The following is a 23,309-nucleotide window of genomic DNA, read 5'->3' as shown; positions in this document are numbered from 1 at the left end:
TGCAGGTAGGCGTCCAGCGTCATAAGCCAGGGTTTTGCGGGTGTGCGTAGAGCTGCGTGGTATCCGCATGGCGGTGACCTAAAAAATCCCGCACCTGTTCCAGCGACATGCCCCGCGCCAGCAGGTGCGTGGCGATGGAGTGGCGCAGCCGGTGCGGCGTTACCACCGTTTCCAGTTCCGCGCGCTCACCCAACTCCTTTACCAGCTCGCAAAGGCGGTCGCCCGTCATTGCCTGGGCACGGCTACCGACCAGCAGCCGCGGTGAACCACCCGGCAACAGCACCGCCAGCCAGCGCAGGTAAGTTCCCAGGCTTGCCGCCGCGCGGCTCGCCAGCGGCACCACCCGCCGGCGGGCGCCCTTGCCACGGCGCACATACAGCACACCACGCTCCGGCCACACGTCACCGGGCCCCAGTAGCACCGCCTCGCTGCGCCGCAGGCCGCAGCTATAGAGCAGGTGCAGCGCTGCCTGCTCCCGCTCATGGTGGGCAACATCGAACAGCGCGGTAATCTCCGCCACCGATAGCGGGAGCCGCTGGCCACCACCCAGCCGCCGCAGTTGCAACCCACTCATGGGATGCGCCAGCACCAGGCCCACCGCCTGCTGCCAGTCAAAAAACACCCGCAGGCTGTACAGGTAATGGTCCACCATCTTGCCGCTCAACACCCCTTCTCCACGCCGCAGCGGGCATACCTGCAGGTGCTCGTAAAAAGCCAGGATGTCCGCCGGCGTAGTGCTTGCAGGTGCTTTACCCCGGTAGTCAAAAAATGCGCGCGTACAGCTCCACAGCGTTTGCACACTCCCGCCGCTATAGCCCACCGCGCACAGGTAGTCCCTAAAACCCGCGAGGGTTCCGGTTTGTAGCTGTTCCATAAATTTTTTAGTTTAAAATCAGTTGAAGAAGAAAAGAGGTTTTTTACCTCCGGGTAACAAACTTATTAGATAGCGCTATGGCGTTTTTCTATAGCTATGGCGTTTTAAAACAGGGCCTTGAGCATTTCCCGGAACGCTGGAACGCCAGCCATATTTCACAGTACTGTGGCGGATTCCAGCGTTCCACTGGCGTTCCATTGGTGTTCCAGCCCTGGAACGCCAGCACCCTCATCACCAAGTACATCCAGCTGCGCAAGCAACTCCGCGCGCACCCGCTCGCGCATCCCCGTGTAATGATCCCACCAGCACACCTGGTAGGTAAAACCACGGTTCACATGACCGCCGGTGATCCGAACGTATTCCAGCCGCACAAGGTCGTTCACGTACCGGAACAGTTGTGTTTTGCTCACGCCCAGCGCATGGCGGATTTCACGTAACGTAAAGACCGCACGCTCACTGTCTTTGCCATGCTGCTTTTGCAGGTAGGATTTCAGCTGCTCGTAAAACTGCCGCAGGCTCCCGTCCAGCTCGTCCACCTTTAGCACAATGCTATCGAACATGATATCCACCGCCGCTGCAAGGTCGCTTACCACCGCCACCACGCGCCCTTCCCGGTCGCGCTCCCGCTGGTACTGATGCACCAGCGCCACCATTTTCACAAAGCTCAAAAACAGGTCGTTGAGCCGCCGCAGCTTGTGCGCCTGCTGGGGTAGACGCAGTTTGCCGGCAAAGGGGTTAACCACCCCCAGCGGCTCCAGCGCCCGCACCAGGTTGCGCACCTGTGCCTTCGCCCGCTCCTCCTCCCCCTGGCTCGCAATGCCCGCCGCTACCCGGTTCTGGTAGGCCAGGATCTTTGCCGTCTGCTCCGCGCTCTCATCCACCGCTACCAAAAACACCCGACTCATGTTGTCTTCATAGATCTCCCCGCGCGTCGTGCAGGCAAGGCTACCGATGGGGCCGCGCACCGTTTTCTGGCCGCTGGTGATGCGGCCATCGTCGAGCTTGATGCTCGTCGCACTGTTCAACTCCCCGTTGCTTTGCAGCTCGCGCAGCGCGAACTCCGCTTCTTCACTGAGCCCGTCGATATCTTCCAGGCACAGCAGCCGGTTGACAAAGTAGGTTTCCGGGTAGTTGTATAAAACTTTATCACTGACCCGCGTGAGGCGCGTGACGGATTCCGGCGGCATGCAGTCGCTGATCTGCCGCAGCAGCCGCGTCTTGCCGCTGCCGCTCGAGCCCTGTATCAGCGCATGCAAGGGGTGCGCCATCTTGTGGCTCAGCGCAATCAGCAGCAGGAATAAACGGGGGTTTTCTTCACCGATGATGCCGGTGTTGCCCAAAAGATTGTTTAACCGAGGCAGTAGATCCGGCGCCTGCAGGAACGATAAGGCTGCACTGCGTTCCGCGGCCGTCAGTGGGTAGCTGGCCACCTGTGGCGCCGCTGCTTTTACCTGCTCGTCGCGGTAAGCGTCCAGCGCATCGGCCAGGCTGCGCAGCTCGTCGGCGATGGTGCCGGCTTCCAGCCCCAGCGGCGCGCTCACTTCCCGCGCCAGCCGCTCTACCTGCTTGTCCTCGTACAGGTCCACCTTGTGCCGCCGCTTTTGCCCGCTGCCCTTATGCTCGATGGCCAGCGTCACTTTTAAGCTATCTCCGGTTTTGGGGATGCCGCCCTGCACCGTGTACACCGCCGTGGCCGCCGTGTACCGCAGCCGCATATCATCGCGGCTGTCCAGTACGCCGGCAGCCGGATGCGACGGGACAGGTAAAGGGATGGGAGGAGCGTATACGGGGTTGGCTTCTTTTACAGTAGCAGGCTCAGGAGGATTTCCAGTTGAAGAAAAAAGGATTGTCGCTCGGCAACCAGGTGCTCCAGCACCGCCGGATCATGGCCGGCCGCAAGGCTCGCCAGGTCTTCACCGTCGGGCAGCGCCACCACCGATAGCGCAACACCCGGCAACTGGTCGCGCAGTTGTAGCGCGTACTTTTCGGTAGCCGCTTTGCCCGCCGCATCGCCGTCGAAGGCAAAGATGATTTCAGACAGGTTGCTCAAGCTGACTACCGCCTCCCGGTGCTCTGCCGTAAACCCGTTGGTACCGTAACAAGCCAGCACCGTGTATTCCTTGCGGATGGTTTCCTGTTGGAGTAATACGGCCGCGTCGATGATGGATTCCGTCAGGATCAGCCGACGGGTGTCCGGCTGCGGGTAGCATGGATAAAGGCCGGCGCGGTCTTTTAAATAAAAATGTCGCTGGTCGCTGTCGTTGGTGATCGATCGGAAGTACAGCCCTTTGATGTCTCCGGCCTTGCCGCGCAGCGCGAACACCACGCAGCCACGGCCGAACACTTTATAGGCCTGCCCTCCTTCCCGCGTGTTCGTCCCCCACGCCATCAGCAGCCCGGCGGACTCGCAAGCCGCCAGCAGCTCGTCATCCTTACGGCGGCCGTGGTGGAACTGGCCGCTGTTGTAACCCACCTCTATCTGCGTCACGTCCAGCCCGCGGCTGCGGATGTAATCCTGCGCAGGTTTACTGTTATGCACCGCATTCTTAAAGTAGGTGAACATTCTTTCCAGGATGGACGCGCGCGGCTGGGCGGTCAGCGGGGCGGCCGCCACTGCGCCGCCGATCAGCTCCCGGCAGTAACGGATAGCTTCGCTTTTAGAAAAACCTTCCTTGTGCATCACAAAGTCGATCACATCCAGCGCCTTGCCGTGGGTTTTGCAGTTCGATGAGAAGCAATAGCACGACTGCGTTTTGTAGTACACCTGCAGGCTCGGCGTCTTGTCATCATGGAACGGGCAGTGCAGCCGGGCATGCTTGTCCGGTTTAAGCCCGTAGTGCGTAAGCACCTGGGCGAGCGTGAGTGATTGCTTGATCTCCGATATATCCATGCTGGCGGTTTTGGATGTGGAAAAATATTTTTCCTGTAACTATCAGATACAAATCTATCCAATAGCTTCAAAACAACCAAATCCTATCGGCACTTTTTCTATCCTTTAGTTACATAAATTTGTAAAATACCGCTCCTGACAAACAAATCGGTATCCTTTAAGACATGAATACAGGCAAGATTATCGCAGATGCTAGAGATGCAAAAGGATGGTCACAAACAGACCTCGCGGACGCCAGCGGCGTGTCCCGCGTCATGATCGGCAAGTACGAGCGCGCAGAAGCCGTGCCCTCCCTCGACGCTGCCAAGAGGATTGCAGATGCGCTCGGGGTTTCACTCGATTACCTCGTGGGAGAAGGGATTAACAGCAAGTTCGATAAAAAGACATTGAAAAGACTCCAGGACATCGAACTGATCGAGGAACCTAAAAAGACCGTATTGTTCGACCTCATCGACACTTACATCCGCGACGCCAAAATCAGAAAAGCGCAACAATAAAAACGCCGCCCAATTAGGCGGCGTTTTTATTGTTGAAAGCCAAAAAATCATATCGGAACTCCAAAAATGCGCTCTAATTCATTTTCAACATTAGTCTTCTTAATTTCGTATTCCTCATTGGACATCACCCGCACTACCCTCTCCCGCTGCCACTCCATAAATAATGGCACATACCACAACAAATGAACTAAGTCATAAGGGATCATTGTCTCTTCCGTCCTGATCGTTATTCTTTTTAAAATCCCTATAAAATTTTGATACAACTCCTCTTCAAAGAAGCCTTGTCGCAACCTACCAAAGAACCCCTCTTCGTAGTCCCAACATCTATCAAGTTCTTCAATTAATGCTTGATCCATATATTTTATTTTACTATTGCTTCCTGAGGAATGTGTTTCTGTATTAAAACCTCTTGGTCTTTCTTTGCATAATTATGAGGACGCCCTCTTGGAGGATTAAATCCGTTATTAATCCACTCTATCACAGACTCCACCTTAGAAAGATCAATTTTAACATATCCATTCTCACCATACTTACCTTTAGCTGTGCTTTCATCCAACGAAGTAGAAATCCATTGTGTTTCTTTTTTACCAGCCACGTGGCTGATCGGAGAATTGGTTGCGTTTGGACTTCGAGCAGATATCCCTCTTCCCTGCGCAACTGACACTACGTCCTCTCGAGAAAGCCCTCTCCACACATAAGGACCGCCGCCGCCATTAGCCCCTTCATTTGAACTACCTCCATTAGTACCACTCCTTTCTGAAGCCCCAGACCCAGCTTGCTCTTCAGGCTGGCTGTTACTAGTCGCTGTTGAATATGCAATAGCCGTTGTCGTAGCAGCAACTGCCGCAGAATTAGTCACCGCGATCTGCGCACTACCTGAGGCCGTTGCCAATTTCGGAGAAAGCCCACTATTACCACCCGTTAACAAGCTGGTAGCAGGCCCTGCACTCTCTCCAACCGTAACACCGCCATTGTACCATCCTTCATATCCATATAATCCAACTTCCTCTGCTGATTTCCTTGGAAAGGGTGACATACCTTGCAAAATCCCAAAGGTCGATGCCGCCACCGCACCAGAAGCATCACCAAGTATACGCCCATTCGCTCGCAGATTCTCACCCCATTCCTTAGGACGCGGAGTCATCAAGCGAATATAAAACTGGGAATATATAGCTAGCTTTTGCAAAAAAGGTGGCGGATCATCTGGCCCCATCCCATATACATCAATAAAGCGCACTGGATTGTTCGCTGCGTATGCATAATCGCTTTGCCCTGGATACTTTTTCGCAAGCGGATCACGAGATAAGAATCTACCAACCCTCGGGTCATGCACACGGGCGCCGAAGTCTACCTGCATCCCCTCCCCCTTCACCTCATTATCATTCTCCTTCCCGTTAAACCCATACCTTCAATGGCTCACAACTTTTTCCCATCAGCACCGCGGCACCAAGGAGATATATTTACCTCAAAGAACTACCGTTAAAGATAATGATTCATCGTCATATTTGATTTCCTTTCAAGTGTGTAAATTCGTTGAACTAAAACAATCATATGCTACAACAATTACAAGATCAAGCCGACAACTTGCAACACCACCTCAAAAAAGGAGATTACAGCTTTATCGGACCTCAAGACCAGCGCCTCTTCGAGACATTTATGAGAAGAGCTAACGACATCGCACCATCTAACCCCTTCGACCACTCCATTCACGATGTATTATCTAATAAACAAGCCACTCTTGCTGCTTTAAAAGCACTGCCTGCAGGCACACCTTTAAGGATATATGTCGTTACCCCAACGCACGACGATAGCGTTCTTCCATTCTCTACGATTGAAGACTATTGCAGCAATCACAATATTGTTCTTTAGTCAATTGAAAAAAAACTACATCATCATGGGTAAAGCAGGTGGCCGGTTACGGAGCGCCTGGCACCGGCAGCGCCGGCCGCCTGCTTTACCCATGATGCGCCAAGACCATCCCACCGCCGGGCGATGAACTGATGCCGCCGTTCGCGGCAGGCCATGCACTACCGCTGACTACAGTTCCTCCAGCATCGCGTATGCCCGCCTATACGTTGCCCGCTGCCCCGCATCCGCCTCCGAACGCTCCAGCGCCGCCAGCTCCCGCATAGCACAACGGTTGCAATGACACGTCAGGCGCGGCGAGTAATAGAACGCATCCCCGCACACCACACAATAAAACGTACCGTAATCCGCTCCCAGGGAGGGATTCATAAACCATAACAGTTCCATCTTCAGTAAAATTTTAAGTAGTAAAAAAAGAGTGAGTTGATGCCTGACCGCTTACCGCCACCCACCGCCATGCGGCGGCGAACACGGGAGCGGGAGTGTGAGCTTTAGCGAGCACGGAGCTACCGGCCGGGCGCCGCCGCCGGCAGGTGGCGGACTAAATGGGCAGAGGAGGGATTTGCGCGCTTCGCGCAAAGACCGGGAGCTGCCCGAACGAAGGGTAAAAGGAAGGGCTGCACAAGGGCTCGCTGCTAAAGGGCAAGCCCTGCCTTTTACCCGCAGTGAGACCGCGTTTCCTTTTTAGTAAGTAGGGAACAGTGTAAGTAAACGGGGTGTGGGGGGGGGGGGGGATTTCCCAGGGCAAAGGCGCAGCTGACTCTTAATCAGTAGACGAGGAGTTGGCATCCATCCAATGATGATGAACATAAAAAGCGCCTTTAAAAGCGGGTGCTCTTAAAGGCGCTATCGTTTGAATTAAATCTAATCTCTGGATATCAGTATTTTCACAGTTTCAACTTCACTTATTCAAAACTAAAAAGTATTATCATACCAAACTACTCTCTTCTACTACAGAGGCCTTGCAACGGCTTGAGTATACAACATCATCGGTTTTCCCTTCGCATCAGATTCGTAATTCTCATTCAGTAGTGCTTGTGTTGTCGATATGCCCCCTACAGGAACCCAACCCTCATCCAGCGCGGTATTGACATTGCTTATCAGAATCTCCAAGTTATAGTCCTGGTAGACTTTATAATCTTTATACATATTTCATGTGTTGCTTTTTTTGCAACACGCAATGTTTGCATATTCCATGCCAATGCAGGAAGCACTGTAATCCTGTCACATCTGTTACAACTCGTTTTCCATGCATTGGATTGCAGCATATGCTTGGGGTGCTAACTTGTCAGAAGTACGTTCAACATTCCCCGCTGACGCATAACGCCCCTCAGCACTTACGCAGGTAAAGCTGTCTCACTCCGGCAAAAGGCAAGGGCCAGCCCCTCCCTGCCAGTAATCCCCGAACCGCCCTTCCCTTTTGCCTGCGCTCGGGCTGCTCCCGGTCTGCTTCCTTCGGTCGCAGCCCTACGCCGCCCACTTTGTCCGCCACCTGCCCGCCTTGCCGCCCTACGGTGGCTACGCGCGTGCCGCGCTCCCGCCCCCGTGGCCGCCAAGGCATGGCGGTGAAGGTGGCGGGAGCGAGTGGATGGAAGCGGATAGCGGTGGAACCTGGACAAACTGCAGTGCATGACCTGCCGCGAACGGCGACGGCAGTACAAAGCCCGGCAGCAGGATCGTCTTGGCGCACCACCAGGCGGTAAACAGGCTGGCCACTCCGTTGCCGGGAGCACCATGCGCGCCTGTTTACCGCCTGGTGATGTGACGCCCGCATTTTGCCCGGACAGGAGATTTCAGTAATTTCACGATCATGGAGGCGATCAACGACATCTTCATTAACCTACTCTCTGACGCCATATGGGCGACCGCAAGCCTTGCACTGGCTTGGCTTTCCTATAAAAAAATCAGGTTTTAAGGCGGTCGCAGGTTCGAATCCTAATTTTTGGACGCGGGTTCGATTCCCGCCAGCTCCACGGGGCCTTTACTTCACTTTCAACCGCTGGACAGCTGCCTTGCCTAATCCCGTAAGTTCCATGATCTCATTAACCGTATAGCCTTTTGCCTTCATCTGCCGGGCTATCTGCTTTGCCTGTTCTCGCGCACCAGCCTTGACGCCGATCTCCTTGCCCTGATCCCGCGCCCGGGCTTCCAGCTCATAATCCAGCAGGTATTTTTCGCTCCGTTCCAGCTCCGCCAGCAGGCCGTCCTGCGCAAAGCTGTAATATCCCTTTTCGCTGATAATGTAATGGTCCTCCACCGGAACATGCAGCAGCCGGCCGCACTGGATCATCCGGTCCGTCATGTCCTTATCAGCAGCGGAAGGCTTCAGCAAGCCGCTCGGATGATTGTGTACCAGGATAATTTTCACGCTGCGCTTTTGCAGCGCCAGGCTGTAGATCTCCATCGGCTCGGCAATCGTGCGCGTCACCGAGCCCATGCTCACCAGCTCGATCAAAAGGATCGTATTGTCTGCCGACAGTCCCAGCACCCACAGGTGCTCCCGGTTGCGGTCAACCTTCTGTTCCCGCCGCAGCAACAGCTGCATAATCTCGTGCACGTCCTGCCGTGCCTCGATTTTTGTCTTTTTCAGCTTACTCAACTTGATTTCCATTTTAGGGTTCGATTTGAAGTTAACAATACAATAGGGCAACGCCCCCGTTCATTCTGTTCATTCTCTATCCCATCGGATGATAGGCTGCTACAGCCGCGGCCAGCTCACCATCACAGCTCTGCCGGTAACGCTCCGTGCTCGACGGGTACTTGTGTCCCGCAAACACCTGCACCGCAGCCAGTCCCTCACCGGCTTTCAGCTTGTTGGCAATGACGCTCTGGCGGATCCGCTGCGCGCTCACCGGGTAGTGCCGCAACACGTGCTTGACGATATCTGCCGCCGCCATCGGCTTGCCCCGCAGCCCCAGCAGCAACCGGTCGCTGGCAGCGCCTTTGCCCAACCGCGGGCGGATTTCCCGGAGGTAGGCGTAAAGCAAAAGCACCTGTGCCGCCTGCAAGGGAAGCCGCCGCGCGTGAGTTGATACCGTGCCGGCAGTAAACACCGTCCCGCTCTCCAGGTCGATATCCGTTATGCGGAGTGTGGCGATTTCTGCCGGTTTTAAGGCCTGATAGATCAAAAGACTCACCAACACCCGGTCGCGGTAAGCCAGCGCCGTATAACGCCCCTTTTTACCATTTGCCGGCAGCAACGCTTCCAGCTCCGCAGGCGCCAGCAGGTCCTGCAACTGGATGTCCCGGCTGCGCACGTCCCGCAAACGGATCCTTTTGGCAGGATTGTCCGCACGCACGCCAGTGGCCACCAGCCAGCCGTAATACGCCTTCACCGCGCATAACATCCCGTTGAGCGTAGACGCGTTGCCGTAGCGGCTGCGCACTACGCCCAGCCATTGCACCACATCCCCATAACCAGCACCGTCAGCACCGCGATACCCAAACAGGTAAGCGGCGATCTCACGCCCGTAGGCCTCGGCCGTGGAGGCGGCGTAACGCGATTGCAGGTAGGCGTCCAGCGTCATAAGCCAGGGTTTTGCGGGTGTGCGTAGAGCTGCGTGGTATCCGCATGGCGGTGACCTAAAAAATCCCGCACCTGTTCCAGCGACATGCCCCGCGCCAGCAGGTGCGTGGCGATGGAGTGGCGCAGCCGGTGCGGCGTTACCACCGTTTCCAGTTCCGCGCGCTCACCCAACTCCTTTACCAGCTCGCAAAGGCGGTCGCCCGTCATTGCCTGGGCACGGCTACCGACCAGCAGCCGCGGTGAACCACCCGGCAACAGCACCGCCAGCCAGCGCAGGTAAGTTCCCAGGCTTGCCGCCGCGCGGCTCGCCAGCGGCACCACCCGCCGGCGGGCGCCCTTGCCACGGCGCACATACAGCACACCACGCTCCGGCCACACGTCACCGGGCCCCAGTAGCACCGCCTCGCTGCGCCGCAGGCCGCAGCTATAGAGCAGGTGCAGCGCTGCCTGCTCCCGCTCATGGTGGGCAACATCGAACAGCGCGGTAATCTCCGCCACCGATAGCGGGAGCCGCTGGCCACCACCCAGCCGCCGCAGTTGCAACCCACTCATGGGATGCGCCAGCACCAGGCCCACCGCCTGCTGCCAGTCAAAAAACACCCGCAGGCTGTACAGGTAATGGTCCACCATCTTGCCGCTCAACACCCCTTCTCCACGCCGCAGCGGGCATACCTGCAGGTGCTCGTAAAAAGCCAGGATGTCCGCCGGCGTAGTGCTTGCAGGTGCTTTACCCCGGTAGTCAAAAAATGCGCGCGTACAGCTCCACAGCGTTTGCACACTCCCGCCGCTATAGCCCACCGCGCACAGGTAGTCCCTAAAACCCGCGAGGGTTCCGGTTTGTAGCTGTTCCATAAATTTTTTAGTTTAAAATCAGTTGAAGAAGAAAAGAGGTTTTTTACCTCCGGGTAACAAACTTATTAGATAGCGCTATGGCGTTTTTCTATAGCTATGGCGTTTTAAAACAGGGCCTTGAGCATTTCCCGGAACGCTGGAACGCCAGCCATATTTCACAGTACTGTGGCGGATTCCAGCGTTCCACTGGCGTTCCATTGGTGTTCCAGCCCTGGAACGCCAGCACCCTCATCACCAAGTACATCCAGCTGCGCAAGCAACTCCGCGCGCACCCGCTCGCGCATCCCCGTGTAATGATCCCACCAGCACACCTGGTAGGTAAAACCACGGTTCACATGACCGCCGGTGATCCGAACGTATTCCAGCCGCACAAGGTCGTTCACGTACCGGAACAGTTGTGTTTTGCTCACGCCCAGCGCATGGCGGATTTCACGTAACGTAAAGACCGCACGCTCACTGTCTTTGCCATGCTGCTTTTGCAGGTAGGATTTCAGCTGCTCGTAAAACTGCCGCAGGCTCCCGTCCAGCTCGTCCACCTTTAGCACAATGCTATCGAACATGATATCCACCGCCGCTGCAAGGTCGCTTACCACCGCCACCACGCGCCCTTCCCGGTCGCGCTCCCGCTGGTACTGATGCACCAGCGCCACCATTTTCACAAAGCTCAAAAACAGGTCGTTGAGCCGCCGCAGCTTGTGCGCCTGCTGGGGTAGACGCAGTTTGCCGGCAAAGGGGTTAACCACCCCCAGCGGCTCCAGCGCCCGCACCAGGTTGCGCACCTGTGCCTTCGCCCGCTCCTCCTCCCCCTGGCTCGCAATGCCCGCCGCTACCCGGTTCTGGTAGGCCAGGATCTTTGCCGTCTGCTCCGCGCTCTCATCCACCGCTACCAAAAACACCCGACTCATGTTGTCTTCATAGATCTCCCCGCGCGTCGTGCAGGCAAGGCTACCGATGGGGCCGCGCACCGTTTTCTGGCCGCTGGTGATGCGGCCATCGTCGAGCTTGATGCTCGTCGCACTGTTCAACTCCCCGTTGCTTTGCAGCTCGCGCAGCGCGAACTCCGCTTCTTCACTGAGCCCGTCGATATCTTCCAGGCACAGCAGCCGGTTGACAAAGTAGGTTTCCGGGTAGTTGTATAAAACTTTATCACTGACCCGCGTGAGGCGCGTGACGGATTCCGGCGGCATGCAGTCGCTGATCTGCCGCAGCAGCCGCGTCTTGCCGCTGCCGCTCGAGCCCTGTATCAGCGCATGCAAGGGGTGCGCCATCTTGTGGCTCAGCGCAATCAGCAGCAGGAATAAACGGGGGTTTTCTTCACCGATGATGCCGGTGTTGCCCAAAAGATTGTTTAACCGAGGCAGTAGATCCGGCGCCTGCAGGAACGATAAGGCTGCACTGCGTTCCGCGGCCGTCAGTGGGTAGCTGGCCACCTGTGGCGCCGCTGCTTTTACCTGCTCGTCGCGGTAAGCGTCCAGCGCATCGGCCAGGCTGCGCAGCTCGTCGGCGATGGTGCCGGCTTCCAGCCCCAGCGGCGCGCTCACTTCCCGCGCCAGCCGCTCTACCTGCTTGTCCTCGTACAGGTCCACCTTGTGCCGCCGCTTTTGCCCGCTGCCCTTATGCTCGATGGCCAGCGTCACTTTTAAGCTATCTCCGGTTTTGGGGATGCCGCCCTGCACCGTGTACACCGCCGTGGCCGCCGTGTACCGCAGCCGCATATCATCGCGGCTGTCCAGTACGCCGGCAGCCGGATGCGACGGGACAGGTAAAGGGATGGGAGGAGCGTATACGGGGTTGGCTTCTTTTACAGTAGCAGGCTCAGGAGGATTTCCAGTTGAAGAAAAAAGGATTGTCGCTCGGCAACCAGGTGCTCCAGCACCGCCGGATCATGGCCGGCCGCAAGGCTCGCCAGGTCTTCACCGTCGGGCAGCGCCACCACCGATAGCGCAACACCCGGCAACTGGTCGCGCAGTTGTAGCGCGTACTTTTCGGTAGCCGCTTTGCCCGCCGCATCGCCGTCGAAGGCAAAGATGATTTCAGACAGGTTGCTCAAGCTGACTACCGCCTCCCGGTGCTCTGCCGTAAACCCGTTGGTACCGTAACAAGCCAGCACCGTGTATTCCTTGCGGATGGTTTCCTGTTGGAGTAATACGGCCGCGTCGATGATGGATTCCGTCAGGATCAGCCGACGGGTGTCCGGCTGCGGGTAGCATGGATAAAGGCCGGCGCGGTCTTTTAAATAAAAATGTCGCTGGTCGCTGTCGTTGGTGATCGATCGGAAGTACAGCCCTTTGATGTCTCCGGCCTTGCCGCGCAGCGCGAACACCACGCAGCCACGGCCGAACACTTTATAGGCCTGCCCTCCTTCCCGCGTGTTCGTCCCCCACGCCATCAGCAGCCCGGCGGACTCGCAAGCCGCCAGCAGCTCGTCATCCTTACGGCGGCCGTGGTGGAACTGGCCGCTGTTGTAACCCACCTCTATCTGCGTCACGTCCAGCCCGCGGCTGCGGATGTAATCCTGCGCAGGTTTACTGTTATGCACCGCATTCTTAAAGTAGGTGAACATTCTTTCCAGGATGGACGCGCGCGGCTGGGCGGTCAGCGGGGCGGCCGCCACTGCGCCGCCGATCAGCTCCCGGCAGTAACGGATAGCTTCGCTTTTAGAAAAACCTTCCTTGTGCATCACAAAGTCGATCACATCCAGCGCCTTGCCGTGGGTTTTGCAGTTCGATGAGAAGCAATAGCACGACTGCGTTTTGTAGTACACCTGCAGGCTCGGCGTCTTGTCATCATGGAACGGGCAGTGCAGCCGGGCATGCTTGTCCGGTTTAAGCCCGTAGTGCGTAAGCACCTGGGCGAGCGTGAGTGATTGCTTGATCTCCGATATATCCATGCTGGCGGTTTTGGATGTGGAAAAATATTTTTCCTGTAACTATCAGATACAAATCTATCCAATAGCTTCAAAACAACCAAATCCTATCGGCACTTTTTCTATCCTTTAGTTACATAAATTTGTAAAATACCGCTCCTGACAAACAAATCGGTATCCTTTAAGACATGAATACAGGCAAGATTATCGCAGATGCTAGAGATGCAAAAGGATGGTCACAAACAGACCTCGCGGACGCCAGCGGCGTGTCCCGCGTCATGATCGGCAAGTACGAGCGCGCAGAAGCCGTGCCCTCCCTCGACGCTGCCAAGAGGATTGCAGATGCGCTCGGGGTTTCACTCGATTACCTCGTGGGAGAAGGGATTAACAGCAAGTTCGATAAAAAGACATTGAAAAGACTCCAGGACATCGAACTGATCGAGGAACCTAAAAAGACCGTATTGTTCGACCTCATCGACACTTACATCCGCGACGCCAAAATCAGAAAAGCGCAACAATAAAAACGCCGCCCAATTAGGCGGCGTTTTTATTGTTGAAAGCCAAAAAATCATATCGGAACTCCAAAAATGCGCTCTAATTCATTTTCAACATTAGTCTTCTTAATTTCGTATTCCTCATTGGACATCACCCGCACTACCCTCTCCCGCTGCCACTCCATAAATAATGGCACATACCACAACAAATGAACTAAGTCATAAGGGATCATTGTCTCTTCCGTCCTGATCGTTATTCTTTTTAAAATCCCTATAAAATTTTGATACAACTCCTCTTCAAAGAAGCCTTGTCGCAACCTACCAAAGAACCCCTCTTCGTAGTCCCAACATCTATCAAGTTCTTCAATTAATGCTTGATCCATATATTTTATTTTACTATTGCTTCCTGAGGAATGTGTTTCTGTATTAAAACCTCTTGGTCTTTCTTTGCATAATTATGAGGACGCCCTCTTGGAGGATTAAATCCGTTATTAATCCACTCTATCACAGACTCCACCTTAGAAAGATCAATTTTAACATATCCATTCTCACCATACTTACCTTTAGCTGTGCTTTCATCCAACGAAGTAGAAATCCATTGTGTTTCTTTTTTACCAGCCACGTGGCTGATCGGAGAATTGGTTGCGTTTGGACTTCGAGCAGATATCCCTCTTCCCTGCGCAACTGACACTACGTCCTCTCGAGAAAGCCCTCTCCACACATAAGGACCGCCGCCGCCATTAGCCCCTTCATTTGAACTACCTCCATTAGTACCACTCCTTTCTGAAGCCCCAGACCCAGCTTGCTCTTCAGGCTGGCTGTTACTAGTCGCTGTTGAATATGCAATAGCCGTTGTCGTAGCAGCAACTGCCGCAGAATTAGTCACCGCGATCTGCGCACTACCTGAGGCCGTTGCCAATTTCGGAGAAAGCCCACTATTACCACCCGTTAACAAGCTGGTAGCAGGCCCTGCACTCTCTCCAACCGTAACACCGCCATTGTACCATCCTTCATATCCATATAATCCAACTTCCTCTGCTGATTTCCTTGGAAAGGGTGACATACCTTGCAAAATCCCAAAGGTCGATGCCGCCACCGCACCAGAAGCATCACCAAGTATACGCCCATTCGCTCGCAGATTCTCACCCCATTCCTTAGGACGCGGAGTCATCAAGCGAATATAAAACTGGGAATATATAGCTAGCTTTTGCAAAAAAGGTGGCGGATCATCTGGCCCCATCCCATATACATCAATAAAGCGCACTGGATTGTTCGCTGCGTATGCATAATCGCTTTGCCCTGGATACTTTTTCGCAAGCGGATCACGAGATAAGAATCTACCAACCCTCGGGTCATGCACACGGGCGCCGAAGTCTACCTGCATCCCCTCCCCCTTCACCTCATTATCATTCTCCTTCCCGTTAAACCCATACCGATAAGAACTCCCCCCAATTTAAAGCTTCTTCCCGGCATTACCATCCCAAACGGATAATAATCCTGTATCGATTTTACCGTGGCTACCTTCGTAGACGCATTGTAACTATCTGAAATCACAGCCATTACGTTGCCCAGATGGTTCGACAGCTCATATAACGTAGCGCCGTTATTTGCCCCCCAGGTAGTGGCCGGGTTGGCGGGATTGGGCTCCCAATATCCCAGGCGGCTACTGCCATACAAGTGCTGCTCCTTCCACTGAAGCGCCGCAGGCTCCCCTACATAAGAGCCCAGCAAGTTGCCCTGCGCGTCCCGCGCATACCAGGTTTTCGTCCATGCTCCGGCCGTATACACTTCTTTTCGGATACGATTGCCGGTGGGGTCGTACAGGTAACGGATCGTATCGCCATTCGTTTTAATGATCTCGCTGATCTTTCCATATACCGTCCATTTGATAAGGCTGATCCCCTCTTTCGTATCGCGGACCAGGTTACCGATGGCATCATAACCATAATTGTCCACGGCCTGACCGGGGTCCAGATCCCCATCATAGGTGCCGGCGGCCACGCCATCCGTAACATGGCGCAGCCGGTTGTTAGCCAGGCGGCTCACCCCGTCTACGTCCGGCGCAAAATTGTAGGCATAGGCAAGCCTGTCCATCGCTTCCTGGCCCGCTGCGGTCTTGTCGCCGTTTCTGTGGTAGCCCAGGATATTGCCATTGCCGTCATAGGTAACAAATTCCTTGTAAGCCAGCACCGACGCAGTATCGCCGCCAAGCAATGAAGGATGTTGGGTCATTTCCTTCAAGCGGTTCAGCTGATCGTACCGGTATGCGTAGCCTACAGGATTGGAGCTTCCGCCGAAAGACGCCATATCCATCGCCACGGTCGTCCGGCTGATATTGCCATTGAAAAGCGATGCCCCGCGGCCCGAAGCGGGCTTCCAGTCATATCCGATCACCGCCCCGGGCTTGATCGGGCTATAGTCGTCCACTGCGGCGCTCCCCTGCCCATACTTGTAATAATTCAGGGTATAGGCCAGCACGTCTTTGTTGAAGGTAATATTGTTGCCTGTCTGGCTATCGCCTCCCATGTCGCTGGCCGGATCCAGCCGGTCTCCGTTCACTGCTTTGAGCCAACCCTGCAGGGTATAGGCATAGTCTACCCCCTGCACTTTTCCACCCAGTTCCATACGTGCCAGCGGACCGTGCTTGTAGTAATAATAATGCGCATTCACGATCGCGTTTTCCGGATCCCATTTATCCGCACTGGTCGTTTTGATGGCCGACTTCGCCTCCACCAGGCGGTTCTCTGCATCGTAGTCGTAAACGTACAGGAACTGGTCTGGAGCGCCCAACTGGTAGCGGACCTTATTCACCTTTCCGCTGGCCAGGTCAAAATCGTAATCGATGCGCTTGTAGGTGTTGGCAGCCAGCTGATGCAGCAGGGAATTGACGTTCCCCATCATATCATAACTATAATAAGCTGCGGAAGTCAGATTGGAAGGGGATGCATACAAATAGCTCGCCGACACCCGCTTGCGGAGGTTCCGCTGCGCGAAGCTATTATTGAAATCCTTACCTGCCGCCGCAGCGTCAGCAACATCGTATTGCGTAACAGTATAGGAACGCCGGGTAGCCAATTCCCTTCCAAGATAGGCATCGGTCGTATCTTTCCGAAGGAAGGTAGTGGCCCATCCCCCGCCCTCACGCTCGCCGACTTCCACGATCCGGCTTTGTCCGTCATATTTCGTGTAGCTGGTCTTCGCCGGCTGGATCGCATTGCGCGACGCCACCAGGCGCCCGAGCCAATCGTACCAGAACTGGGTGGCACCACCGTCTGGCGACTGTTGATTGGTTACACCGTTCAGCGAATGGAAAGAGTAAGTACTGTTCATGGTGTGATGCGGGTACACTTTCGCGTAACGCGTCTCAACCGTAGAGTTGCCTACCGTGGTAGCAGTGCCGGCCGCTGGAACGTTAAATCGGCCCCAATGTTCACGAACGGCGGCAAGCCCCGTACCAACGTTCATGCACGGATCGCCGTACAAAGTCTTGATCTCCGCAGGTGTCAACACCCGGTTATAGCCGCGCAGGTGCTTGACCAGCGAAGTATTCTGCGGCAGCGTCAATACCCCGTTCACATACCCGATCTCCCAACCGCAGCTGCCGGGCGTTGTACCGCTGGTCACGGCGCTGCAAAGCTCTCCGTTGATGTAAATAACCGGCGTTCCTGTTAAACTGCCGATCGCCGTACCCTGCAACACCAGGTGCATAAAAGGCCGGAGATTATTGGCATTGAGCGAAACTTTGAAATGCCTGGAATATTCAATTTCTACAGCTGTATTGCTTGCATCTACGGCTTTCAGCTTATACAGGTCCAGGTCCATATTATCCGTTCCAATACAAGCGCTCACCAGGTACCCGTTGATACTGGTGGTCAGCAGCAACTGCCCGTGAGGCAGGCTGGCGCGGTACAACCACATTTCCAGGGCATGGGCACCCGCCTGCATCGCCGTTTCCACGTATGCATTGGTCAACGAAATATTCGTGGCGGCTGCCGGGCCGGAATACGTACAGCTTTCCGGTCCCTTTTCAGCTTCCTCGGCGGCACTCGCCTCCTGGTCGGTCAGCGGCACTACGCCCTCCGGCGGAATGGTTTTCACCAGTTGGCCCGATTGATCGTAATAATACAGCGTATAGTGATATTCCCATTCCGTTTGCGTCATGATCAGCCCCGCCTTTGCCGCGCTACAGTTAGCGATATACTGCTGCCGGAAACGGCGCTTCACTTCGGTAATATACCTGTCATACGACTGGATACCATTCCGCGCAGCGTGCGACACCTGTGCCAGCAAACAGGAATAAGGATCAACGGCCGTTGGGGTGAAAAGCGGATTGTTGCAAAGCACCTGTTGCGTATTGTTATTGGCTACGTATGCATCATACAATGCTTTATAATCCGCGAATCCCAAGGTGTATCCCCACTTCTGATTGAAGTAGTTCATAACGATGGTCTCGTAGTTGACATGGAATGCATCCATGGCAACGGTATGGGCCGCAACCATCTCATTCCAGGCCCTGTACATCTGACTTCCTGTTATGCAGGGCGTATCGGCCCGCGAAATAAAGACCGGCAGCTCGATATCCTTGTTGAGTACGAATTTACAAGTACTGCAACCGCTCAGTAGCGACGTAACCTCAGCGGCTGAAAGCGTATTGCTCGCGCCGAACTTATTGGTGAGGTACTGAATAAAAGTAACACCGGGCTGTTCTCGCAGATGCCTGGCCTTCAGACTGTCGATCCGGTTGCAAATAAGCGAATCGGTAGCCGATATCGTCAATTTATTCAACTGTGCCGGCGACTGATAAGGATACGGCCCATCCAGCAACCAGGGGTTGCATTTCATCGTAATGCCACCGGTTATGGAACGGATGACCTGGGCGAATGTGGAATCCCCGCTCGGGAGCCTCGTACCGGGCGGCGTCGTGCTGGCGCCATATGGATGATGAATATCAACCCCTTTATTGCACAGCTCGATGAGCTTGTTGCGCAGATTAGTTTGCTGCGTGGCAGTCAGGGTAAGCAGGCAGGAGTCCAGCTTGCTCATCCAAAGATCGGCCTGGCTCGCGCAGGCATTGGCCAGCTGCGATTGCAGTGCGGCAGCCCCCTGCACCTGGAGCCCCAAAGTGTCGATCAACGTCCCATAGTCGATAGACGGGATCCGGGGCTGCATCGATTTGTAGGCGGCGCAGGTATCTGCAGCGCCCGCCATCAGCGATTCTGTTGCAAAGTTACCACCAACGAGATTCTCGGGCTCCTCCGGCGGCAAAACGTTACATGTCCTTACCCAAACATCGTAGAAATAAAACGTACCCGCATCCCCGCCGGTAAATTTCACGCAATCATACCACGCCACAGTACCGCCGTAAGGGCCGCAATTGGCGGAAGGCTGCGTGGCCGAACGAATGACGGAGTAGTTGTGATAATACCTCGGCGAAGGCACTTCCCTGGTAAAACGGGTAGAGTCCACAAACATCGTATAATTGATCGTTGCTGTGCAATTGACGGGGCAAGTAAACACCGTTGCATTCCGATAATTGTAGGTAATTCCTCCCACCGTCACCGTAAAGCAACTGTACCAGTTCTTAACCGGGTACTGGCAGCCGTTCCAGGTCAACGCATTGTTCTGCGCCGTATAGGGGAATATCTTGATGGTTTGTACGCTGTTTTCATATTCCGTATTATTGGTGCGGATGGTAGCGGCAAAGCTGCCGGAAGCCGTACAGGCAACGGGCGGACAGGTCACCAGCCAAACATTCGTATACCTTTCGCCTCTTCCGGTGCCATTTTTGATGGTAAGGCAATTATAATACTCGAAAGTAGCGCCGCTGCAATATTGCGCAGCCGGCGGCGGAGCGTTCAAATACCCTTCCTTGATGTAATAGGTACGCACTGATGTACCAACAACAGCTTCCCAAACTTTATCGCTCACTTTACGTCCGCCGGTACCGAATTCCAGGATGCGCGCCGTTCCGTTACAGGGAGGCTCCGGATTGCCTCCGCTGCAGGTAACTTCACTTACCTTTATCAGGCCCACCGGAATATCCTTGTGTACCGTTATCGCTTTTTGCGACTCACCGATGGCGAACGTTACGGACGAAGGCGGGTTCAAAATGCCGAATTCTGCAGGATAATAAAGGTCAACAGTGGTTGTACGCCCCATTTTCCCAGCCTCATAGCGGACAACCACCGTGCGGTTATTCCCGGACACGCCACCGTCAATGAAAGTAAACTCACCCGGCCGGGCGCAATTTACGTTCATCGTAACCGTGGTCCCCGGCAGGCATTTGCCCGCACAGTCGGTCTCCAGCCGCATTTGCTGATAATATTTCTGCTTCAGCTCCATGTACGCCTGGAGGTACATTTGCCATTCCCTGTCTAAAGCCCGGCAACCCGCATCCGGAGCGCAAACATCCCAGCTTTCGTCGGAGGTATTGGATTTCGCGCCTTTCTCCACGCAATACAGCATGTAATCATTGAAAGCGTAAAGGTTTTTGGTGGTAAAGCCAACCAGTCCCTTCACGTTCTTTGAGTAATTCGTAAGATCGGCCGTAAATGCGGCCAGTTTCGCGGCGCCCCGGCCGGATGTAAAATACGGGTCGATGGCGGCCAGCCAGCCCACGTTCGATTTATTGAACGTTTGCGTGCCCCCGAGGATAGGAGCGATATCTGAAACCTGCAGCACCATTCCTTTTACCTTATCGTCCCACTTCAGGCTGGCAGAGTCTTTCCGGCATTGCTCCAGGCCGCAATATTCGGGGTGATAGGGCAAAAATTTCTTCGCCCATTCCGCTTTCCAGATCGAAGCCAGATGAGTTACGGTAAAAGCGGTATCGTTCATCGACAATACCCGTCCATCCTCTATCTTCACGATATTATCATCATACCCATCGGCCCCTGCCATTTTTATCGGCCAGAATTTGCGCCAGTGGCGGTAAATCATATTGGTAGCCGTATCAATGGCAGCCCCGCTCGTATCGAAACGGGCATATTGCCCGCCCGGACTTACGTCTCGCAACAACTGTTTTTCCAGATCATAGCAGGGGTTGTCGCCACAATTAGCCCTCGCTGCCGTGCAGGCTGCACTCAACGCATCCCATTTGGCGCCTGCCCAATTGTTGATGACGGTGAGGCTATCGTTAACGTTAACACCCAACGCTATCAGCCTTTGGCAGATACGCAGCATAAAGGTATCCCGATCGCCAAGGGCGGCATAGCAAGTTTTGCAATCATCGAAGCACCCGCCGAAATCAGTTGCCTTGAGCTCATCCATCACGAATGAGAACTGCTTCAGGAGCTTGTTATTCACCGCCACATACTGGTCTGCCGCCTGCTTGATCGTGTTTTCGCGCAAGCGCAGCTCCATCCGGATATAATAAGCTCCTTTTTTCGGGATATTGAAGGGAAACTGATATTGGCTGTTAGCCGGCGTCAAAGTCGTACATCCCGTGGAAGGCGCGCTGCCGTTAATTGCCGGCACCGTGGGACTGAATGCTTGCGGCAGGCAGTCGCCATTGATCGTAACTACGATATCGAAGGCGCATTCCGCGCAGGCCGTAACGCCGCCATCGCTGGCAATGGCGTACAGGCGCTCCACATCCGTTTTAAAAGTTACGGTTCCCGTATCCTGGGCAATATATGTCTGATAGGCTACCAGTTTTAGTGATACAGGATCAAACATGAAATTGGGCGCCGTGAACAGATTGAATGTTTTTAGGGCGGCGGCGGGTTTGTTGCCCACGTCGTCCAGGTTGGAAGGCGTACTGCTGGCCAATGCCGTCGCGATCGTTTTCCCCGACATGTTCAGGTAGGCGACGCTGAGCTGCCCATTAGGATCGATAACGGTATTCTTCATGTAATGGGAAGCGTCTCCGACATCGTTCCCGAACAGGCGCATTATTTCGCGCTGGGTCGGTTTTCCGTAAAAATACCGGGTGGCCCGGCTGGCGGTATTGGAAACGTCCGGATTGGGCTGAAACACCTTCCCTACGCCTCCCTGCACGCTGATCCGGCCGGTATTGTCGTTCGTGTAGAACTGCCCGCTGAAAGGATACCCGTTCGCATTAGGCACGAAGCCATGGAAACGATCGTTGATAAATTTGCTGGCTGGGGAATAGTACTTGCCGGCACCCGCTCCGGTAGACATTGCAGGGAACGTGAAATTACACTCGTTGGCCGGCGGCGTAACCTGGTTGAAAGAATATTGCGTATTGGTACCTTCCAATATGTTCAATCCGGAGGTATAGGTTAAAATCTTCGGGCTGTCGAGCGGCGCAGGCAAAACGTTGATCGTGGGCCGGCCGTAGCTGTCGTATATCGTAGTTTGCGCAACTGCCGTCAACTGCGCTTCATCTGCCACCAGGTTGGAATTATTCGCCAAAGTGACCGTTTGCCGGTTTTTCAACGACTTGTCGAAATAACTCACCACTTCCTTCCTTTTGCCATTTTCCGCATATGTGGCATTGTACTGCCAGCTCATATTCGAATTGTGCCAGGTATTGGTCAGCGTAACAACACCAGGTGTAGTGATGACTGCGCCACCCGCCTGGGTAAAGGTGATATTATATACCCATGGCAGCTCCGTGCGGATCAACGTGTTTTGGTCTACCGTAACACCGCGCAGCCTCACCACCATGTATTTGGTAAAATGAACGAGGTTGATATTGTACGACTGTCCCTCCAAAGTTACCCTTGTGGCATTATGCCGGAACAGCTTCGAGAGATATGCCTCCACATGGTTCGCCGTGTTGGCCAGCGCTGCCCCTTCAGGAGATTCCTCATCCACAAAAGACCATTCCAGGTCGTATTCCGTGGAACTCCCGATTTTATTCCATTGCAGGGTAACCCGGTTGGGCGTTTGGGTAATCGGCATATTGAAGGCCGACATCATGCCCGAGGGCGCTTCAGGGGCCTGTATCCCTGTTTCCGCAATAAAAATTTCACCCGGCGGTGCAGCAGGGTCCGGAAGATAGGAACGGTCTACAAAAACCTGGCTGGTGAGCCGGAATAAACCGGGCAGCTCGTCTCCCAGCTCCGCGCTGGAAATTTGCTTGACGGTGATTTTCACACGATGCCCGTTAAGAAACCGGTAATTTTCTTCCGATTTGAATACGGCACCCCGTGTAGTGTCGTAGTTAACTTCCAGCGATACGTTGTCTTCCACAAAAGGATCGGCCTGGCCTGGCTGGCTCCAGTATTCAATCTTCAGATCGATCTTGCAGGTAAATGATTTTCCTGCCAGGTACAAGGAATCCTGATTCAGCGCGAAGACGATCACGTTGGATACTTTCCGGTTCTGGATCAACGACCAGTCTATCGACGGGTTTTGAAACTTCTCGTCCCGCAAAAGCAGCGTATCCCCGCTGCGGAACCGCCCGGTGAGCTGCTGCTGGTATGGTTCCACCGACGACAAAAAGTTTGCCTTTACCGGCTGGGCAAACAGCACAAT

At 54.7% G+C, this 23,309-nt stretch carries 17 protein-coding genes; 3 read left to right on the top strand and 14 right to left on the bottom strand.

Features of this window, described 5'->3' with window-relative positions:
• Nucleotides 1-19: 19 nt before the first annotated feature.
• The 3 genes from WJU22_RS17300 to WJU22_RS17290 all read right to left on the bottom strand — a co-directional run bounded on the left by WJU22_RS17300 (nt 20) and on the right by WJU22_RS17290 (nt 3,764).
• A complete protein-coding gene (locus WJU22_RS17300; protein WP_341839424.1) occupies nt 20-874 on the bottom strand; it encodes a tyrosine-type recombinase/integrase in 855 nt (284 codons plus the stop codon).
• A gap of 155 nt (nt 875-1,029) precedes the next feature.
• A complete protein-coding gene (locus WJU22_RS17295; protein WP_341839423.1) occupies nt 1,030-2,589 on the bottom strand; it encodes a hypothetical protein in 1,560 nt (519 codons plus the stop codon).
• Between the two features lie 86 nt (nt 2,590-2,675).
• Nucleotides 2,676-3,764 carry a CHC2 zinc finger domain-containing protein gene (locus tag WJU22_RS17290; protein WP_341839422.1) on the bottom strand — a complete coding sequence of 363 codons (1,089 nt, stop codon included), beginning with the start codon at nt 3,762-3,764 and terminating at the stop codon, nt 2,676-2,678.
• A gap of 164 nt (nt 3,765-3,928) precedes the next feature.
• On the opposite strand from WJU22_RS17290, the gene WJU22_RS17285 reads away from it, so the two are divergent.
• Nucleotides 3,929-4,261: a helix-turn-helix transcriptional regulator gene (locus WJU22_RS17285; protein ID WP_341839421.1), complete on the top strand. Its 333-nt coding sequence runs from the start codon at nt 3,929-3,931 to the stop codon at nt 4,259-4,261.
• 47 nt (nt 4,262-4,308) lie between these two features.
• On the opposite strand, the gene WJU22_RS17280 is transcribed toward WJU22_RS17285, so the two are convergent.
• Both WJU22_RS17280 and WJU22_RS17275 read right to left on the bottom strand, forming a co-directional pair.
• Entirely contained in the window at nt 4,309-4,617 is a 309-nt protein-coding gene (locus tag WJU22_RS17280) for a hypothetical protein (RefSeq protein WP_341839420.1), read from the bottom strand.
• Nucleotides 4,618-4,622: 5 nt separating this feature from the next.
• Nucleotides 4,623-5,618 (bottom strand): RHS repeat-associated core domain-containing protein, encoded by a 996-nt coding sequence (locus WJU22_RS17275; protein ID WP_341839419.1) that lies wholly within the window; start codon nt 5,616-5,618, stop codon nt 4,623-4,625.
• 194 nt (nt 5,619-5,812) lie between these two features.
• On the opposite strand from WJU22_RS17275, the gene WJU22_RS17270 reads away from it, so the two are divergent.
• Entirely contained in the window at nt 5,813-6,130 is a 318-nt protein-coding gene (locus tag WJU22_RS17270) for a hypothetical protein (RefSeq protein WP_341839428.1), read from the top strand.
• Nucleotides 6,131-6,298: 168 nt separating this feature from the next.
• Here WJU22_RS17270 and WJU22_RS17265 read toward each other — a convergent pair whose 3' ends face one another.
• The 6 genes from WJU22_RS17265 to WJU22_RS17240 all read right to left on the bottom strand — a co-directional run bounded on the left by WJU22_RS17265 (nt 6,299) and on the right by WJU22_RS17240 (nt 13,395).
• Nucleotides 6,299-6,514: a hypothetical protein gene (locus tag WJU22_RS17265; RefSeq protein ID WP_341839427.1), complete on the bottom strand. Its 216-nt coding sequence runs from the start codon at nt 6,512-6,514 to the stop codon at nt 6,299-6,301.
• Between the two features lie 1,594 nt (nt 6,515-8,108).
• Nucleotides 8,109-8,738 (bottom strand): JAB domain-containing protein, encoded by a 630-nt coding sequence (locus tag WJU22_RS17260; protein WP_341839426.1) that lies wholly within the window; start codon nt 8,736-8,738, stop codon nt 8,109-8,111.
• 64 nt (nt 8,739-8,802) lie between these two features.
• The gene (locus WJU22_RS17255) at nt 8,803-9,534 is read right to left on the bottom strand and encodes a tyrosine-type recombinase/integrase (RefSeq protein ID WP_341839425.1); all 732 of its coding nucleotides are present in this window, start codon (nt 9,532-9,534) and stop codon (nt 8,803-8,805) included.
• A gap of 116 nt (nt 9,535-9,650) precedes the next feature.
• Nucleotides 9,651-10,505 (bottom strand): tyrosine-type recombinase/integrase, encoded by an 855-nt coding sequence (locus tag WJU22_RS17250; protein WP_341839424.1) that lies wholly within the window; start codon nt 10,503-10,505, stop codon nt 9,651-9,653.
• A 155-nt stretch (nt 10,506-10,660) separates the two neighbouring features.
• Nucleotides 10,661-12,220, bottom strand: coding sequence for a hypothetical protein (locus tag WJU22_RS17245; RefSeq protein ID WP_341839423.1), 1,560 nt, complete (start codon nt 12,218-12,220; stop codon nt 10,661-10,663).
• A gap of 86 nt (nt 12,221-12,306) precedes the next feature.
• A complete protein-coding gene (locus tag WJU22_RS17240) occupies nt 12,307-13,395 on the bottom strand; it encodes a CHC2 zinc finger domain-containing protein (RefSeq protein WP_341839422.1) in 1,089 nt (362 codons plus the stop codon).
• 164 nt (nt 13,396-13,559) lie between these two features.
• Here WJU22_RS17240 and WJU22_RS17235 point away from each other — a divergent pair, with 164 nt between their 5' ends.
• Entirely contained in the window at nt 13,560-13,892 is a 333-nt protein-coding gene (locus WJU22_RS17235; RefSeq protein WP_341839421.1) for a helix-turn-helix transcriptional regulator, read from the top strand.
• 47 nt (nt 13,893-13,939) lie between these two features.
• On the opposite strand, the gene WJU22_RS17230 is transcribed toward WJU22_RS17235, so the two are convergent.
• Genes WJU22_RS17230 through WJU22_RS17220 form a run of 3 tightly spaced genes read right to left on the bottom strand, consistent with a single transcriptional unit; the run spans nt 13,940 to nt 23,264 of the window.
• Entirely contained in the window at nt 13,940-14,248 is a 309-nt protein-coding gene (locus WJU22_RS17230) for a hypothetical protein (protein WP_341839420.1), read from the bottom strand.
• Nucleotides 14,249-14,253: 5 nt separating this feature from the next.
• Nucleotides 14,254-15,249, bottom strand: a complete 996-nt coding sequence (locus tag WJU22_RS17225; protein ID WP_341839419.1) for an RHS repeat-associated core domain-containing protein — start codon at nt 15,247-15,249, stop codon at nt 14,254-14,256.
• An 11-nt stretch (nt 15,250-15,260) separates the two neighbouring features.
• Nucleotides 15,261-23,264: a hypothetical protein gene (locus WJU22_RS17220; protein ID WP_341839418.1), complete on the bottom strand. Its 8,004-nt coding sequence runs from the start codon at nt 23,262-23,264 to the stop codon at nt 15,261-15,263.
• Nucleotides 23,265-23,309 lie beyond the last annotated feature (45 nt).

The sequence above is a fragment of the Chitinophaga caseinilytica genome, assembly GCF_038396765.1.
Taxonomy (GTDB): Bacteria; Bacteroidota; Bacteroidia; order Chitinophagales; family Chitinophagaceae; genus Chitinophaga; species Chitinophaga caseinilytica.
The sequence above is the reverse complement of the archived record's forward strand: the minus strand, read 5'-3'. Positions and strand labels throughout refer to the sequence as shown.